15 protein-coding genes are annotated in these 16,756 nt (G+C 65.6%); 14 read left to right on the top strand and 1 reads right to left on the bottom strand.

What is annotated here, in order from left to right:
* Window position 1 precedes the first annotated feature (1 nt).
* The 10 genes from nuoN to ACQY72_RS01390 all read left to right on the top strand — a co-directional run bounded on the left by nuoN (window position 2) and on the right by ACQY72_RS01390 (window position 9,640).
* The gene (nuoN, locus tag ACQY72_RS01345) at window positions 2-1,444 is read left to right on the top strand and encodes an NADH-quinone oxidoreductase subunit NuoN (protein WP_428155176.1); all 1,443 of its coding nucleotides are present in this window, start codon (window positions 2-4) and stop codon (window positions 1,442-1,444) included.
* 4 nt (window positions 1,445-1,448) lie between these two features.
* Window positions 1,449-2,198, top strand: coding sequence for a biotin--[acetyl-CoA-carboxylase] ligase (locus tag ACQY72_RS01350; RefSeq protein ID WP_428155178.1), 750 nt, complete (start codon window positions 1,449-1,451; stop codon window positions 2,196-2,198).
* Complete coding sequence (locus tag ACQY72_RS01355; protein ID WP_428156733.1) at window positions 2,195-2,974, top strand: type III pantothenate kinase; 780 nt, start codon at window positions 2,195-2,197, stop codon at window positions 2,972-2,974. Before ACQY72_RS01350 ends, ACQY72_RS01355 begins: the two co-directional genes overlap by 4 nt.
* Window positions 2,975-4,648, top strand: a complete 1,674-nt coding sequence (locus ACQY72_RS01360) for a ribonuclease J (protein ID WP_428155179.1) — start codon at window positions 2,975-2,977, stop codon at window positions 4,646-4,648.
* Between the two features lie 56 nt (window positions 4,649-4,704).
* Entirely contained in the window at window positions 4,705-5,613 is a 909-nt protein-coding gene (locus tag ACQY72_RS01365; RefSeq protein WP_428155181.1) for a hypothetical protein, read from the top strand.
* A gap of 39 nt (window positions 5,614-5,652) precedes the next feature.
* Window positions 5,653-5,991, top strand: coding sequence for a DUF3088 family protein (locus tag ACQY72_RS01370; RefSeq protein WP_428155182.1), 339 nt, complete (start codon window positions 5,653-5,655; stop codon window positions 5,989-5,991).
* Window positions 5,992-6,000: 9 nt separating this feature from the next.
* Window positions 6,001-6,267, top strand: a complete 267-nt coding sequence (locus ACQY72_RS01375; protein ID WP_428155184.1) for a DUF1467 family protein — start codon at window positions 6,001-6,003, stop codon at window positions 6,265-6,267.
* A gap of 76 nt (window positions 6,268-6,343) precedes the next feature.
* Window positions 6,344-7,660: a proline--tRNA ligase gene (gene proS, locus ACQY72_RS01380; RefSeq protein WP_428155186.1), complete on the top strand. Its 1,317-nt coding sequence runs from the start codon at window positions 6,344-6,346 to the stop codon at window positions 7,658-7,660.
* The gene (locus ACQY72_RS01385; protein WP_428155188.1) at window positions 7,657-8,943 is read left to right on the top strand and encodes a lipoprotein-releasing ABC transporter permease subunit; all 1,287 of its coding nucleotides are present in this window, start codon (window positions 7,657-7,659) and stop codon (window positions 8,941-8,943) included. The genes proS and ACQY72_RS01385 overlap by 4 nt, the downstream gene beginning before the upstream one ends.
* Window positions 8,936-9,640, top strand: coding sequence for an ABC transporter ATP-binding protein (locus tag ACQY72_RS01390; RefSeq protein WP_428155190.1), 705 nt, complete (start codon window positions 8,936-8,938; stop codon window positions 9,638-9,640). Before ACQY72_RS01385 ends, ACQY72_RS01390 begins: the two co-directional genes overlap by 8 nt.
* Before the next feature lie 14 nt (window positions 9,641-9,654).
* On the opposite strand, the gene msrA is transcribed toward ACQY72_RS01390, so the two are convergent.
* Window positions 9,655-10,281 carry a peptide-methionine (S)-S-oxide reductase MsrA gene (gene msrA / locus ACQY72_RS01395; protein ID WP_428155192.1) on the bottom strand — a complete coding sequence of 209 codons (627 nt, stop codon included), beginning with the start codon at window positions 10,279-10,281 and terminating at the stop codon, window positions 9,655-9,657.
* A gap of 391 nt (window positions 10,282-10,672) precedes the next feature.
* On the opposite strand from msrA, the gene dnaE reads away from it, so the two are divergent.
* The 4 genes from dnaE to tsf all read left to right on the top strand — a co-directional run bounded on the left by dnaE (window position 10,673) and on the right by tsf (window position 16,732).
* Window positions 10,673-14,134: a DNA polymerase III subunit alpha gene (dnaE, locus tag ACQY72_RS01400; protein WP_428155194.1), complete on the top strand. Its 3,462-nt coding sequence runs from the start codon at window positions 10,673-10,675 to the stop codon at window positions 14,132-14,134.
* A complete protein-coding gene (locus tag ACQY72_RS01405) occupies window positions 14,134-14,589 on the top strand; it encodes a hypothetical protein (RefSeq protein ID WP_428155196.1) in 456 nt (151 codons plus the stop codon). The genes dnaE and ACQY72_RS01405 overlap by 1 nt, the downstream gene beginning before the upstream one ends.
* Before the next feature lie 166 nt (window positions 14,590-14,755).
* Window positions 14,756-15,679, top strand: a complete 924-nt coding sequence (rpsB, locus tag ACQY72_RS01410) for a 30S ribosomal protein S2 (RefSeq protein ID WP_372693838.1) — start codon at window positions 14,756-14,758, stop codon at window positions 15,677-15,679.
* Window positions 15,680-15,790: 111 nt separating this feature from the next.
* Window positions 15,791-16,732, top strand: coding sequence for a translation elongation factor Ts (gene tsf, locus ACQY72_RS01415; protein ID WP_135195904.1), 942 nt, complete (start codon window positions 15,791-15,793; stop codon window positions 16,730-16,732).
* The last annotated feature ends 24 nt before the right edge of the window (window positions 16,733-16,756 follow it).

The raw sequence follows: 16,756 nt of genomic DNA on the forward strand, positions 1-16,756 counted from the left end.
AATGCCTGATTTGTCCTCCGCCCTGCATCTCGCCGCCTCGGAAGTCACCCTCGCGGTCGGCGCCCTGGTCCTGCTGATGGTCGGCGCCTTCATCGGCGACAAGAGCGCCCGTCTGGTCTCAATCCTGTCGGTCCTGCTGCTGATCGCCGCGTCGGTCATTGCCATCGTCGGCCCGTGGGGCGTCGCCTTCAATGGCGCCTATGTCGCCGATCCGCTGGCCATCTACGCCAAGAGCCTGATCTATCTGTCCGCCGCCGTGGCGGTCGTGCTGGGCGACGGATGGATGAAGCGCACGCGCATCGCCAAGTTCGAATATCCGGTCCTGATCGTGCTGGCCTCGGTCGGCATGGGGATGATGGCGTCCTCGGGCGACCTGATCTCCATGTATGTGGGCATCGAGCTGCACTCGCTGGCCCTCTATGTGCTGGCCGCCTTCCACAGAAATGACGTCAAGGCGTCCGAAGCGGGCCTGAAGTATTTCGTCCTTGGCGCCCTGTCGTCGGGCCTGCTGCTCTACGGCTCCAGCCTGATCTACGGCTTCGCCGGCTCGATGCGGTTCGAGGACATCGCCGCCTTCGCCCAAGACAACCCCGGTCCTGGCTTGGTCTTCGGCCTGGTCTTCCTGATCTGCGGCTTGGCGTTCAAGGTTTCGGCCGCGCCGTTCCACATGTGGACGCCCGATGTCTATGAGGGCGCGCCGACGCCTGTCGTGGCCCTGTTCGCCACGGCCCCCAAGGTCGCCGCCATGGTCCTGATCGCCCGCGCGCTGGAACACGGTTTCGGCGACGCCCATGCCCAGTGGTCGCAGGTCCTGATCGCCATTTCCCTGATCAGCTTCGTCGTCGGCGCCTTCGGCGGCCTGGCGCAGAAGGACATCCAGCGCCTGCTGGCCTATTCGTCGATCGCCAACATCGGCTATGCGCTTCTGGGCATCGCGGCGGGCACGGCCGAGGGCCTGCAGGCCATGCTGATGTTCATGACCCTGTATGTCATCGACCAGCTGGGCTTCTTCGCCATCCTGCTCAGCCTGTCCAAGTCGGGCCGTCCGATCCGCCGCATCGCCGACCTCGCCGGTCTGAAGAAGGATCGTCCGTTGACGGCCGTGGCGCTGACCGTCCTGTCGCTGTCGGTTCTGGGCATGCCGCCTTTCTCGGGCTTCTGGGGCAAGTACTATGTGTTCGGCGCCGCTGCGGACGCCGGCCTGTGGCCTGTCGCCGCCGCCGGTCTGGTCGCTTCGGTCGTCGCCGCCTTCTACTATCTGCGCATCCTGAAGCTGATGTGGTTCGATGCGCCTGTGGACGACATTGCGACGGATGCCGCGCCGGTCGAGGCCAAGTGGATCGGCTGGGCCTGCGCCGCCTTCGCCTTCCCGCTGGTGATCGTCGGTCTGACCTGGCTGGAGCCGCTGACCAAGGTTGCGAGCGCCGGCTTCGGGAACGGGTAGGGCGTTGACGGCCGCCCCCCTGGTCATCCTCGACGAGATCGACTCGACCAACGCCGAGGCGCGCCGCCTTGCCGAAGCCGGGGAGGCCGGACCCCGCTGGATCGTGGCGCGGCGTCAGACCGCCGGTCGCGGCCGTCGCGGACGCAGGTGGGAAAGCGATCAGGGCAATCTGGCCGCCACCCTTCTGGTCACCACGCCCAAGTTGGCGGCCGAGGCGGCTCAGGCCACCTTCGTCGCGGCCCTGGCCGTCGCCGACCTGCTGGACGTCTTCGTCTCGCCGGCCCTGGTGTCGATCAAATGGCCCAATGACGTCCTGCTGGACGGGGCGAAGGTCTCCGGGATCCTGGTCGAGTCCGGCGCGCATGCGAACGGTGATCTGTGGCTGGCGGTCGGCATCGGCGTGAACCTGGCCCATGCGCCGGAAGGCACCGAGCGCGGCGCGACGTCCATCGCCGCGCGCCTGCGCGCCGACCTGGCCTATGTCCCGCCCATCGAGGCCGCCGCCGAGATTCTGGCCGAGACCTTCGCCGTCTGGTGGGGCCGCTGGCAGACGATGGGCTTCGAGCCGGTGCTGGACGCCTGGACCAGTCGCCTGACCGGGCTGAACGGCCCGTGCACTGCGCGTCTGGACAATGAGACTCTGGAAGGTCTGGCCGAGGGCGTGGAGCCGGACGGCGCCCTGCGCCTGCGTCTGGCCGACGGCTCGGTGCGCCTCATCTCCGCCGGCGACGTGTTTTTCGGTAAGGCCGCCTGATGCTGCTGGCGATCGAACAGGGCAACACCAATACACTGTTCGCCGTTCACGACGGCTCGGACTGGATCGCGCAATGGCGCGCCGCGACCGAGGCTAGCCGCACGGCCGACGAATATGCCGTCTGGCTGAACCAACTGATGGTCATGAAGGGGCTGGAGTTCGACGCCCTGAGCGGCTGCATCATCTCCAGCGTCGTGCCGCAATCGATCTTCAACCTGCGCAATCTGGCCCGGCGCTATCTGAACATCGAACCCCTGGTCATCGGCGAGAACGCCGAACTGGGCATCGAGGTGCGGATCGCCAAGCCCAGCGAGGCCGGCGCCGACCGGCTGGTCAACGCGGTCGGAGCGTCGTTGCTCTATCCCGGCGACCTGCTGCTGATCGATAGCGGCACGGCGACGACCTTCGATATCGTGTCCAGCGACGGCGCGTTCGAAGGCGGGCTGATCGCCCCCGGAATCAATTTGTCGCTTCAGGCATTGCATGAGGCGGCTGCCAAACTGCCGCGCATCGCCATCCAGAAACCCGAACACGTCATCGGCAAGGGCACGGTCGAGGCCATGCAGTCCGGCGTCTTCTGGGGCTATATTTCGTTGATCGAAGGTCTGGTCCAGCGCATCAAGGCGGAGTGGGCGCGGCCCATGACCGTCATCGGCACCGGCGGCGTCGCCAGCCTGTTCGAAGGCGCGACCGACAGCATCGATCACTTCGATCCCGACCTTACTATTCGCGGCCTCCTCGAAATCTGGCGTCGTAACGCCCATTTGACTGATTGAATGAAAAAGCAAAACCAAGACGAACTCGTTTTCCTGCCTCTGGGCGGCTCCGACGAAGTCGGTATGAACCTCAACGCCTATGGCTTCGGTCCGGCGGACAATCGTGAATGGCTGATCGTCGATGTCGGCGTCACCTTCGGCGACCTGTCCACGCCCGGCGTGGATGTGATCGTGCCCGATCCCGCCTTTCTGGAAGGCGAAAACATCAAGGGCATCATGCTGACCCACGCGCACGAGGACCACATCGGCGCTCTGGGCTGGCTGTGGCCGCGCATCAAGGCGCCGGTCTACGCCACCCCCTTCACCGCCTATCTGATCAAGGACAAGCTGCGCGAGCGCGGCATCTTTGACGAGGTTGAGGTGATCGAGGTGCCGCTGGGCGGGACCGTGGACGTCGGTTCGTTCGGCGTGACCTTCGTCAACATGAGCCACTCGATCGCCGAGCCGAGCGGCCTGGCCATCGACACCCCGCTGGGCATGGTGTTCCACACCGGCGACTGGAAGATCGACGACCAACCGATCATCGGCGAGAAGACCGATGCTCCCGCCATCCGAGCCCTGGGCGACGAGGGCGTGCTGGCCATGGTCTGTGATTCGACCAATGTCTTCGTGCCGGGCGTCGCCGGGTCCGAAGGCGATGTGGCCGTCGCCATCTCCAAACTGATCGGCAGCCTCAAGGGCCGCGTCGCCGTGGGCTGTTTCGCCTCCAACGTCGCCCGTATGGACAGCGTCATCCGCGCCGCCGAGGCTTGCGGACGTCGCGTGTCGCTGGCCGGTCGCTCGATGCACAAGATCACTGCGGCCGCCAAACACGTCGGCATGTTGCAGGATGTGAAGCCCTTCCTGTCGGACGAAGAGGCCCGCGTCTGGCCCGCCGACCAGATCCTGTATCTGTGCACCGGCAGCCAGGGCGAGGCCCGTGCGGCCCTGTCGCGCGTCGCCGACGGCACCCACCCGGTCGTGAAGCTGGGTCTGGGCGACCACTGCATCTTCTCGTCGCGCCAGATCCCCGGCAACGAGCTGGCTATCGGCAATCTGCAGGACCGTCTCGCGGACCGGGGCGTGCGCCTCTACACGGAGAAGGATCACCCCGGCATCCACGTCTCGGGCCACCCGTGCCGTGACGAACTGAAGCAGATGTACGACTGGGTTCGGCCGCAGATCGCGGTGCCGACCCACGGCGTGCGCCGCTTCCTGCTGGAACACGCCAACCTGGCCAAGGACATCGGCATCAAGGAGACCGTGACGCCGCGCAACGGCGACATGGTCCGCCTGGCGCCTGGCCCGGCCAAGATCATCGACGAGGTGCCGAACGGCCGCCTGTACGTCGATGGCGGCATGCTGGTGACCGAACAGGGCGAGGCCCTGAAGGAGCGTCGCCACGCCTCCACCAATGGCGTGCTGATCGTCAGCTTCGCCCTGGACAAGCGCGGCCGCATCGCCAGCGACATCGACATCCGCAGCGTCGGCCTGCCGGGCGACACCGGCACGCCCCTGGGCGACGCGCTGGACAAGCTGGCTGAGCGGGTCGAGCAGGTGATCAAGGGTCTGAAGGGCGACGCCCTGGACGACGAAATGGTCATCGAACAGGCTGTGGCTCGCGTGCTGAAGAAGGCCAGCCAGCAGATCTGGGATCGTCGTCCCATCGTCGAGACCGTGGTCCTGCGGGTCTGATGCAACCTTGACTGTTCGGGCGCATTTTCTGCGCGCCTGAACGGTCGGGGGAACCCATGTCTGACAAACCCACGCGCGCGCGCCGTCTGCTGGAGCGGGTGCGTCATGCCCGGCATCCGCTGCGCGGCTGGCGGCGCTGGGCGGTTATCGTGGGGCAGGGGATGGTCGGCTTCGTCGCCCTGTTCGCCGCCGTCAATCTGGTGCTCAGCCTGTCGACGTTCCGCGGCGAGGATCCGCTGTCCCGCACGGTTCACGAACTTCGCGTGCTGTGGTTCAGCCCGCCGGACGGTGCGCCCATGTCGCCCACGGCCTTTCCTACCGTCTATGGCCGCGACCTGGGGCCGGCGCCCGACACCGTCGCCATCCACGCCTTCCTGGAGCGCGAGGCCGAGGACGGCGTCTTTCTGCTCGACCATGTGATGGTGGATCGGATACTGAAACTGAACGGCCGGATCGATGCGCGCAGCGTGCCGAGCGGCGTCTATGTCGGCGCCCACGCCCTGGGGCCGGACGATATGCCCCTGGTGCCGGTGACCAAGTTCATGGCGCAGTATCTGCTGTTTCCGCGCCACGCCTACATCCTGGTGGTGCCAGATAGCGGGCCGGCCGTCGCCTTTTCCGCCAGCCAAAACGCCAAGTTCGGCATCGATACCCACCCCGAACGCCTGTCCGCCGAGATCGCGCCGTTCAACCCGAACGCCTATGACTTCCCCAGTTCGGGCGAGGCGCTGCACGAGATGACCCGCATCACCAACGATCCAGCCCGCGTCGCCACGGCCATCGAGACGCTGAAGGGCGCGCAGGCGCGACTGGCGGCCGAGGGCCTGACCTATGGACTGCTGGCGCCCAACTCGAACACGGCGGTCGGGTGCGTGCTGCAAGGATCGGACGCGATTACACAGAAGGCCCGCTCGTCGATCCTGCTGGCCCTGCGTGCGCCGGGGTTCGGGGCCGAATGCGAATAGCGGTCGCGACAATCTCCTCAACTCGGATATATCCCACTGATGGCTGAGCGACTCTTCCTGTTGAACCCCGACTGGCACGACGACCAGGGCGGGCCGTGGTTCTGCCCGCCCGGCGCCTATATCGAGGGCGTGCTGGCCTTCTATCCTCAGCTTCGGGATGCGCTGGAGGTCGTCTATCTCGATCATCCCCGTCCGCGTCAGCCGGTCATCGACCAGGTCGGCGAGACGCATCAAAGCTGCCCCATCCTGATCCTGGACAATACGCTCGACTGGCCAGATGCGCAGGTCAGCGCAACGACCGGCCGTCGCTTCCTTCAGGATCACGCCATCGCCCCCTATCTGGCCGCCCGCTACGGCGTCGGCCGGCCCCATCCCTAGAGGTCCGTCATGCCCATCGGCGTCTTCACCATGGTCGGCATCTACATCATCGCCTGGTGGACGGTGCTGTTCGCCGTTCTGCCGCTGGGCACGGCGAGCGAGACGCACGAGCCGCCGACCGACGGCACGCAATGGGGCGCGCCCACGACCCCGAACCTGAAGAAGAAGTTCGTGACCACCACCTGGGTGTCGGCCCTGGTCTGGATCTTCGTCATGGTGCTGATATTCACCGGTTGGCTGCCCTTGCCGAACTTCGCCAACGGCCCGGCCGTCTAAACCGCAACCCGGCCTAGCTTTCGCCCCGGTCCAGCGGCTAAAGCCTTGTTCCGTCTCTACGCCTAGGATTCCCATCATGCGCCTGTCGCGCTTTTTCCTGCCCACGCTGAAGGAAGCCCCTTCGGACGCCCAGATCGTCTCGCATCAGCTGATGCTGCGCGCCGGCATGATCAAGCAGGAGGCCGCCGGCATCTACGCCTGGCTGCCGCTGGGCCTGCGGGTGCTGCGCAAGGTCGAGCAGATCGTGCGCGAGGAGCAGATGCGCGCAGGCGCGGTCGAGCTGCTGATGCCGACCCTGCAACTGGCCGACCTGTGGCGCGAGAGCGGCCGATATGACGCCTACGGCCCCGAGATGCTGCGCATCACCGACCGTCACGAGCGCGAACTGCTGTACGGGCCGACCAATGAGGAGATGATCACCGACATCTTCCGGGCCTATGTGAAGTCCTACAAGTCGCTGCCGCTGAACCTGTTTCACATCCAGTGGAAGTTCCGCGACGAGCGCCGGCCCCGCTTCGGCGTGATGCGCGGCCGCGAGTTCCTGATGAAGGACGCCTATTCCTTCGACGTGGACGAGGCCTCGGCCCGCAAGGCCTACAACCGCATGTTCGTGGCCTATCTGAACACCTTCGCTCGAATGGGTCTGAAGGCCGTGCCGATGCGCGCCGACACCGGCCCCATCGGCGGCGACCTGAGCCACGAGTTCATCGTTCTGGCCGAGACGGGCGAGAGCGCGGTCTTCTGCGACAAGGCCCTGGTCGAAATGCCGGCGCCGGGCGCGGACGTGGACTGGGATGATCTCCAATCCATCGTCGATGAGCGCACCGCGCTTTACGCCGCGACCGAGGAAATGCACGACGCGGCCCAGTTCGAGGCTCAGACCGCCGAGGGCGACCGTCTGTCCGCGCGCGGCATCGAGGTCGGCCACATCTTCTATTTCGGCACGAAATACTCGGCGCCGATGAAGGCCAAGGTCGCAGGACCTGACGGCCAGGACGCCGAGGTCCACATGGGCAGCTACGGCGTCGGCGTGTCGCGCCTGCTGGGCGCCATCATCGAGGCCAGCCACGATGCGGGCGGCATCATCTGGCCCGACGCCGTGGCCCCGTTCGACGTGGTCGTGATCAATCTGCGCGCCAATGACGCCGCGGTCTCCGCCGCCTGTGAAGACGCGGTGGTCCAGCTGGAGAAACTCGGCAAGGACGTGCTGTACGACGACACCGACGAGCGTCCGGGCGGCAAGTTCGCCACCGCCGACCTGATCGGCGTGCCGTGGCAACTGACCATCGGTCCCAAGGGCCTGGCCGACGGCGTGGTCGAACTGAAGCGTCGCGCCACCGGCGAAAAGGTTTCCGTGCCGCTCGCCGAAGCCATCGAAAGGCTGACCGCTTGAGCCTGCAGTCCCGTCCTTCCGGCGCCTTCTCCTCGTGGGAGATCGGCCTGGCCCTCCGCTACCTGCGCGCCAAGCGCAAGGAAGGCGGCGTCGCCACCATCGCGGTGATCAGCTTCATCGGCATCATGCTGGCCGTCGCCGTGCTGATCAGCGTCATGAGCATCATGTCCGGCTTCCGCAGCGAGCTGCTAGGGCGGATGCTGGCCTTCAACGGGCACATGTATGTGCAGGGCGCCGTCCTGACCTCGCCAGATCGCGAAGCCGCGCTGAAACGGATTCAGGCCGTGCCCGGCGTCGCCAGCGCCAGTCCGCTGAACGAGGCGCAGAGCCTGATCCGCGTCGGCAGCTATACGACCGGCGCCATCGCCAAGGGCATCCGTCCCGAAGATCTGGCCAAGACCCAATATGTGTTCGACAGCCTGACGCCGCAGGAGCGCGCCGGCTTCGGCAAGGGGCCCTACGGCGGCGACCGCATCCTGGTCGGCGCCGCCTTGGCGACATCGATGGGGCTGCGGGTCGGCGATCCGGTCACGCTTTATTCTCCGACGGGCGCCGACAGCGCTTTTGGCAATCTCGGCGGACTTGAGAAGACCTATTTCGTCGGCGGCCTGTTCCGTTCGGGCGCCGCCGACTATGACCGCGCCTTCATCTTCATGCCGCTGGAACAACAACAGCTCTTCTTCGGCAAGGAAGGCGTGTGGGACGCCATCGAGATCAAGGTCGACGATCCCGATCAGGTCGGCGCCCTGACCGCCGCCATCCGAGATGCGGCCGGCCCCGGCGCGGTCGTCAGCGACTGGCGTGAGCGCCTCGCCGCCTTCTATGGCGCGCTGAAGGTCGAGCGGGTGGCCATGAGCATCATCCTGGGCCTGGTCGTCGCCATCGCCGCGATGAACATCATCTCCGGCATCGTCATGCTGGTGAAGAACAAGGGCCGCGACATCGCCATCCTGCGCACCATCGGCGCCAGTCCGTCGTCCATCCTGCGGGTCTTCTTCATGGCCGGGGCCATGATCGGCGTAGCGGGAACCATCGCCGGCTTGGTGCTGGGGCTGCTGTTCTGCTGGAACATCGGCTCGATCCAGCATTTCCTGGAGTTCGTGCTGCAGACCAAGCTGTTCGATTCCGACGTCTATATGCTGGACGCCATCCCAGCCCTGGTGGACCCGACGGACGTGGCCTGGGTGACCTTCTGGTCGCTGCTGATGAGCTGTATCGCCAGCCTGCCGCCGTCCTGGACCGCGTCTCGCATCGATCCTGTGGAGGCGCTCCGCTATGAGTAAGGCTCCCATCCTGTCGGTGCGCGGCCTGACCCGCACCTATGACACCGCGCAAGGCGGCCTGACCGTGCTGAAAGGCGTCGATCTGGACGTGTTTCCGGGCGAGCTGGTCGGACTGATCGGGCCTTCAGGCTCGGGCAAGTCGTCGCTGCTGCACGCCGCGGGCCTGTTGGAAAAACCGACCAGCGGTACGGTCGCCATCGACGGCGAACAGGTCGGAAATCTGGACGAGCGCGCCCGCACGCGCCTGCGTCTGGGCCGGATCGGCTTCGTCTATCAGTTCCACCATCTGCTGCCCGAGTTCGACGCGCGCGACAACGTCGCCCTGCCGATGCGGATCGCGGGCCTGACCCAAGACGAGGCTCGCAAACGCGCCGAGGTCACGCTGACGGCCCTGGGCCTGGGCGAACGGCTAACGCATCAGCCGGCGCAGTTGTCAGGCGGGGAACAGCAGCGGGTCGCCATCGGCCGTGCGCTCGCCAATGGCCCGCGGCTATTGCTGGCTGACGAACCGACCGGCAATCTGGATCCAACCACCAGCCAATCGGTGTTCGAAGCGCTGCGCGACCTGGCCAAGAATACAGGCGTCGCCGCCCTGATCGCGACCCACAACATGGAGCTGGCCGGCCATATGGACCGCGTCTTCGCCCTGAAGGACGGGCATCTGGAAGAGCGCGCGGCCGAGAGTCACGCCTACTGAGCCACGCCTACTGATCAGCTGACGGCGGCGTCGCCCCAGATCGCCCGCAAGCGTTCGGGGCGGCGGCAACCGACCCGATAGGCCTGATAGCTGGCGGCGTGTCGCTTGGCGTAGTCCTGATGTTCCTCGCCCGCCCGCCAGAACCGCTGAACGCCGACGACCGGCGTTGTGAAGCTCTTTCTTAAGATCCGCATGGCCGCATCGCGTGAGGCGACGGCGTCTGCGCGCTGGGCGCCCGTGGCGAAGACGGCGGCTCGATAGGACGGGCCCTGATCACAGAACTGACCGTTCGGGTCGGTCGGATCGATGGTGCGCCAGTAGCGATCGACCAGGGCGCGATAGCTGACGACCTGCGGATCGAACGTGACCTGCACGGCTTCCATGTGACCCGTGCCGCCTCGCACCACCTGTTCGTAGGTCGGATTGGCGGTATGGCCGCCGACGAAGCCGGACACCGCTGAACGCACGCCGGGCAGGTCGTCGAACGCCTTTTCCTCCGACCAGAAGCAGCCGCCCGCGAAGATGGCCGTTTGAAGCGCCGGCGTCGTCTGGGCCTCGGCCGGGCGGGGCAGGGGTGCGCCGAGCGCCAGCACCCCGATGGTCAGGGATGCGAGCGCGGCGAGCGTGGTGCGATTAGACATCGGTCGATCTCCGTTTCCACTCACTACGACGGCGTCGGTCGAATGGTTTCAAACACGATGGTTGACGAGAACAAAAAGCCAACATAGAACATTAGCAGAACATATCGGATTGGTGGGAGACAATGTCATGCCGCGTTTGATGAGAGATATGCTGTCGCTGGCGTCGTGCGGCGGCTTCGTGCTGATGGTCTGGACCGTAGCGATCAACGTCACCGGCGCCTGAGATCAGACGAATTAGACGGATTAGACGGTGTTTTTGCCGATGACCGTCTGAAGTCAGTGATCCACAGCCCATCCGCCCGAGAGCGGGTTTGCGATGGTTGATCGCCGCCCGATATGAGACTCAGGTCAGGATAGACAGCCCATCCAGGGCCGGCGGTCGGAGAAGGCATTGAGCGAGCCGGTGAACAGTCAGGGTTTCGTCCATCTGCGGGTCCGCTCGGCCTATTCGCTGCTCGAAGGCGCGATCAAGGCCGCCAAGGTCGGCAAGCTGGCCGCCGATGCGGGCATGCCGGCTGTCGGGGTCGCGGATAGGGCCAACCTGTTCGGCGCGCTGGAGTTCAGCCAGACGGCCAAGGAGGCGGGCGTCCAGCCTCTCGTGGCCTGCGCCCTGCCGGTGTTCGGCATCGGCGGCCAGATCAAGGCCCGCTGGGCCAAGGTTCCGACCGTGGTTGTGGTGGCTCAAAATACGGCCGGGTGGCTGAACCTGTGTGCGCTGTCGTCGTCAGCCTATCTGGATGCGGGCGAGATGGCCGAGCCGGGCGTGTCCTGGGAACAGGTCGTCGCGCGTTCCGAAGGATTGATCCTTCTGTCCGGCGGCCCGGATGGCCCGGTCGATCCTCTCTTCGCCCAAGGCAACAAGGCTGAAGGCGCAGCGACCCTGGCGACCATGAAGGCAGCCTTCGGCGACCGCTTCTATGTCGAGCTTCAACGCCACGGGCTGGATGACGAGAAACGGGCCGAGCCGGGTCTGGTCGAATGGGCATACGCCAACGACACGGCTTTGGTGGCCACCAACGACGTCTATTACGCCAAGGCGGCGCAGGCGAAGTCGCACGACGCTCTTCTGTGCATCGCCGACGGCGCCTTCACCGGCCAGGAGGATCGTCGCCGCATCACCGGCGAGCATTGGTTCAAGCCGGCCGCCGTCATGCGCGAACTTTTCGCTGACCTGCCCGAGGCCTGCGACAACACCATCGACATAGCGCGCCGTTGCGCCTTCCTGGTCGAGACCCACGCGCCGATCCTGCCGCGGTTCGACACCGGGGCGGGGCGCTCAGAGGCTGACGAACTGGCGCACCAGGCGCGCGAGGGGCTGAAGGTCCGCCTGACCGAGGTCGCGCCGGCCTTTCCCGAGGCGGAATACTGGAGCCGTCTGGAATGGGAGGTCGGGATCATCCAGCAGATGGGTTTCCCGGGCTACTTCCTGATCGTTGCGGACTTCATCAAATGGGCCAAGACCCACGGCATCCCCGTGGGGCCGGGGCGGGGCTCCGGGGCCGGGTCCTTGGTCGCCTGGTCGCTGACGATCACCGATCTGGACCCTTTGCGGTTCGGCCTGCTGTTCGAACGGTTCCTGAACCCCGAGCGGGTCTCCATGCCCGATTTCGACATCGACTTCTGCCAGGAGCGGCGCGAGGAGGTGATCGACTACGTCCAGGACCGTTACGGCAAAGACCGGGTGGCCCAGATCATCACCTTCGGCACGCTCCAGGCGCGCGCCGTGCTGCGCGACGTCGGGCGGGTTCTGCAGATGCCGCTGGGTCAGGTGGACCGGCTCTGCAAGATGGTGCCGAACAACCCGGCCGCGCCCGTCACCCTGGCCCAGGCCATCGAGCTTGAGCCGCGTCTGAAAGAGGCGAGGGACGCCGAGCCGGCGGTTCGCACCCTGCTGGAAACGGCGCTGGAGCTGGAGGGGCTGTACCGCAACGCCTCGACCCACGCCGCCGGCATCGTCATCGGCGACCGGCCGCTGACAGAACTGGTGCCGCTCTATCAGGACCCGCGCTCCACCATCCCCGCGTCCCAGTTCAACATGAAATGGGTCGAGCCGGCGGGTCTGGTGAAGTTCGACTTCCTGGGCCTGAAGACCCTGACCGTGCTGGACCGGGCGCGCGCCTATCTGGAACGTCGTGGGGCTGCGAAGGACTGGAATACCCTGCCGCTGGACGATGCGCGCACCTATGAGCTGATGGCCTCGGGGCAGACTGTCGGGGTGTTCCAGCTGGAATCCCAGGGCATGCGCGACACCCTGCGCAAGATGCGTTGCGGCTCTATCGAAGAGATCACCGCCCTGATTTCGCTCTATCGGCCGGGTCCGATGGAGATGATCGACACCTATATCGACCGCAAGTTCGGTCGGGCCGAGGTCGATTATCTGCACCCCAGCCTGAAGGAGGTGCTGACCGAGACTTACGGCGTCATCATCTACCAGGAACAGGTGATGAAGATCGCCCAGATCCTGGCCGGCTACAGCCTGGGCGAGGCCGACCTGCTGCGTCGCGCCATGGGCAAGAAGAAGAAGGAGGAGATGGACTTCCAGCGGGCGCGCTTCATCGCGGGTGCGTTGGATAAGACGGTGCCCGAGGTGCAGTCCGGCTCCATCTTCGATCTGGTGGCCAAGTTCGCGGGCTATGGCTTCAACAAGTCCCACGCCGCCGCCTATGCGCTGATCTCCTTCCAGACGGGGTGGCTGAAGGCCAATCAGCCGGTGGAGTTCTTCGCCGCGTCCATGAGCCTGGACCTGTCGAACACCGACAAGCTGGCGGTCTTCTATCAGGACGCGCGGCGCTTCGAGGTGCCGGTGCTGTCGCCCGACATCAACCGGTCGTCGGCCGACTTCGACGTGGCCTTCGACGACGACAAGGGGGCGGTGCTCTACGCCCTGGGCGCGATCCGCAACGTCGGACTGGAGGCGATGAAACACGTCATCGAGGTGCGCGAGACGGGCGGGCGTTTCGCCGACATCTTCGACTTCCTGGAACGCGTCGATCCGCGCAGCGTCAACAAGCGTGCGCTGGAAGGCCTCGCCAAGGGCGGCGCCTTCGACAGCATCCACCCCAACCGGCGTCAGTTGCTGGAACAGGCCGATGTGCTGATGGCCTATTGCCAGAGCGTAGCGGCCGAACGCGCCTCGTCCCAGGTCAGCCTGTTCGGCGGCGACCAGGCCCACGTCGGCCGCCCGCGGCTGAAGACCGTCGAACCTTGGGTCGGGCCGGAACGACTTGATCATGAACTGTCGGCCGTCGGCTTCTATCTGTCCGGCCACCCGCTGGACGAGATGACATCGGCCCTGCGGCGCAAGCGCGTCACCTTCGTCGCAGAGGCCATTCCCCTGGCCGAGTCCGGTCATGAGGCCTTCCAGATGGCTGGGGTCGTGCGTCGCAAGCAGGAGCGGGCCAGCGCCCGGACCGGCGAGAAATTCGCCTTCGTCACCTTCTCGGACCCGACGGGCGAGTTCGAATGCCTGTTTCCGCCCGAGCAACTGCGCAAATGCCGCGAGGTGCTGGAGCCCGGCGCCTCGGTCATGGTGCGGGTCCGCGCCAAGTCGTCGGAAGGGGAGGTGCGCTTCTTCGGCGACGACGCCTCGCGCATGGACAATCTTCTGGACGACGCCAACATCGGCCTGCGCATCCACGTCTCGGCCCGCAGCGCGGACGCCGAAGCGCTGAAGGCCCGGCTGGAGCGCGCCCGCTCCGGGGCGATCGGCAAGGGTGGCGAAATCTCCCTGGTCGCTTCATTGGAGGGCCGCCAGGAGGTCGAGGTCAAACTGCCCGGCCGCTACCGGCTGGACGGCGCCCTGCGCGGTGCGCTGAAGTCCGCGCCGGGCGTGGTGATGCTGGAGGACGCCTGATGGCCGGGCGCAATTCGCGCGAGGTCGAGCTTGCAGGCAGAAGTTGGGTGGTTTCCAGGCTTCTCGCTCACGGTATCGAGGTGGCGACGCCCGTGGTCGATTCCGGGATCGATCTTATCGCATTCAAGGAAGCCGGTGTCGGCGGCATCAAGGCGTTGCCTCTGCAACTGAAGTGCGCCACCGGCGAAGCTTTCAGCTTGAACGCCAAATACGCCGAGCGCGGCATCACCATGATTTATGTCTGGCGCGTCATGATCGCCCCAACGGCATTCATCATGAGCTATGAGGAGGCATTGGCCGTGCTGGGCGAGAAGTCAGCGTCCACCGCATCTTTTGCCGAACAAGGCGCATATTCGATGAGCTCTGTGTCTAAGCAGAAGCGTGAGCACCTCTCCGAATATCAGGATCGATGGGATTGGCTGAAGGCGAGGATCGAGGCTCAGCCAGAGAGCTGATGTCCGCAGAGCTTGCTATTGCGGCCCATCCGGCCTACATCGCCCCCGCATTTCGCAACGCGGGTGAGGCGCGCTTCGGGGAGACATCCCGATACGCTCCATTCCGAGGGTCGTCAGACCTTTAATCCTCCGCGCCACGTTTGATCGGAAAAAGGACTGAACGATCATGGCTTTGCCAGAATTCTCGATGCGCACCCTGCTTGAAGCAGGCGCTCACTTCGGCCACCAGACGCACCGCTGGAACCCGAAGATGGACCGCTACATCTTCGGCTCGCGCTCGAACATCCACATCATCGACCTGTCGCAGACGATGCCGCTGTTCCACCAGGCTCTGGTGGCCGTGCGCGAAGTCGCCGCCAAGGGCGGTCGCGTCCTGTTCGTCGGCACCAAGCGTCAGGCCGCCGAGCCGGTCGCCGAAGCCGCCAAGCGCTGCGCCCAGTACTACATGAACAACCGTTGGCTCGGCGGCACGCTGACCAACTGGCGCACCGTCTCGGGCTCGATCGCCCGTTTGCGCGAGCTGGAAGGCATTCTTGAGAACGGCGGCGAAGGCCGCGTCAAGAAGGAGCTGCTGAACCTGGAGCGCGAGAAGGACAAGCTGGAACTGTCGCTGGGCGGCATCAAGGACATGGGTTCGATTCCGGACATCATGTTCGTGATCGACACCAACAAGGAAGCGATCGCGATCCAGGAAGCCCGCAAGCTGAACATCCCGATCATCGCCATCCTGGACACCAACTCGGATCCGGACGGCATCACCTATCCGGTCCCCGGCAACGACGACGCCGCCCGCGCCATCCAGACCTACTGCGACCTGATCGCCGACGCCGTCCTGGACGGTCTGGCTGCCGGCGCTTCGGCCTCGGGCGTTGACCTGGGCGCTGCGATCAATCCCGAAGAGCCCATGCTGCGTGAAGCCTCGACCCCGGTCGAAGCCGACGCCGCTCCGGCTGGTACAGAATCGGTCGCCGCCGAACTGGAAGCCGCTGCTGAACCGGCCCCCGCTGAACCGGCTGTCGCCGATGAAGCCGCCAAGGCCGCCACTTCGGAAGCGAACGACGCTGTCGAAACCGAGAAGGCCGCGGGCTGATCGCCTGCAGGACGGTGTTCGCGCTTGTGAGCGCCGCCTGACGAACTGACACACGGCCGGGCTAAGTCAGTCCGGCCGTTCCCACATACGAAATCCCCCAAGGAGAAGAACATGGCCGAGATCACTGCCGCCCTCGTGAAGGAACTTCGCGAGCGTTCGGGCGTCGGCATGATGGACTGCAAGAAGGCGCTGGTCGAAAACGACGGCAACATCGAAGCATCGATCGACTGGCTGCGCGCCAAGGGCCTGTCCAAGGCCGCCAAGAAGGCCGACCGCGTCGCCGCTGAAGGCCTGGTCGCCGTCGCGTCCAAGGAAGACGGCAAGGGCGAAGTCGCCGCCGCCATCGAGTTCAACGCGGAAACCGACTTCGTCGCCCGCAACGAACTGTTCCAGAACGCCGCCAAGTCGTTCGCCCAACTGGGTCTCGACCATCACTCGGTCGAAGCCCTGCACGGCGCCGAACTGGAAGCCGGCAAGACGGTCCAGGACGAAGTGACCAACATGATCGCCACCATCGGCGAGAACATGCAGTTGCGCCGCGCCGCCCGCCTGTCGGTGTCGGAAGGCGTCGTCTCGACCTACGTCCACAACGCGGTTTCGCCGGGCGTGGGCCGCATCGGCGTGCTGGTGGCTCTGGAAGGCGAGGGCGACAAGACTGCCCTGCGCGAACTGGGCCGCAAGATCGCCATGCACGTTGCAGCGACCGCCCCGCTGTCGCTGAACACCGACGACCTGGACCCCGCCGCCATCGAGAAGGAACGCACCGTTCTGACCGAAAAAGCCAAGGAAGAAGGTCGCCCAGAAGCCATGATCGCCAAGATCGTGGAAGGCCAGATCAACAAGTTCCAGAAGGACGTAGTGCTGTCCAAGCAGCCGTTCGTCATGGATCCGGACGTGACCATCGAACAACTGGTCGCCAACTCGGCCAAGGAACTGGGCTCCTCCAACCTGCACCTGGCCGGCTTCGTCCGCCTGGCGCTGGGTGAAGGCGTCGAGAAGGTCGAAGGCCCCGACTTCGCGTCGGAAGTCGCCTCCATGATGGGCGGCAACTAAGAAATCTTCCCCTCATTCGTGAGG

The sequence above is a fragment of the Brevundimonas sp. genome (genome assembly GCF_965279155.1).
GTDB lineage: Bacteria > Pseudomonadota > Alphaproteobacteria > Caulobacterales > Caulobacteraceae > Brevundimonas.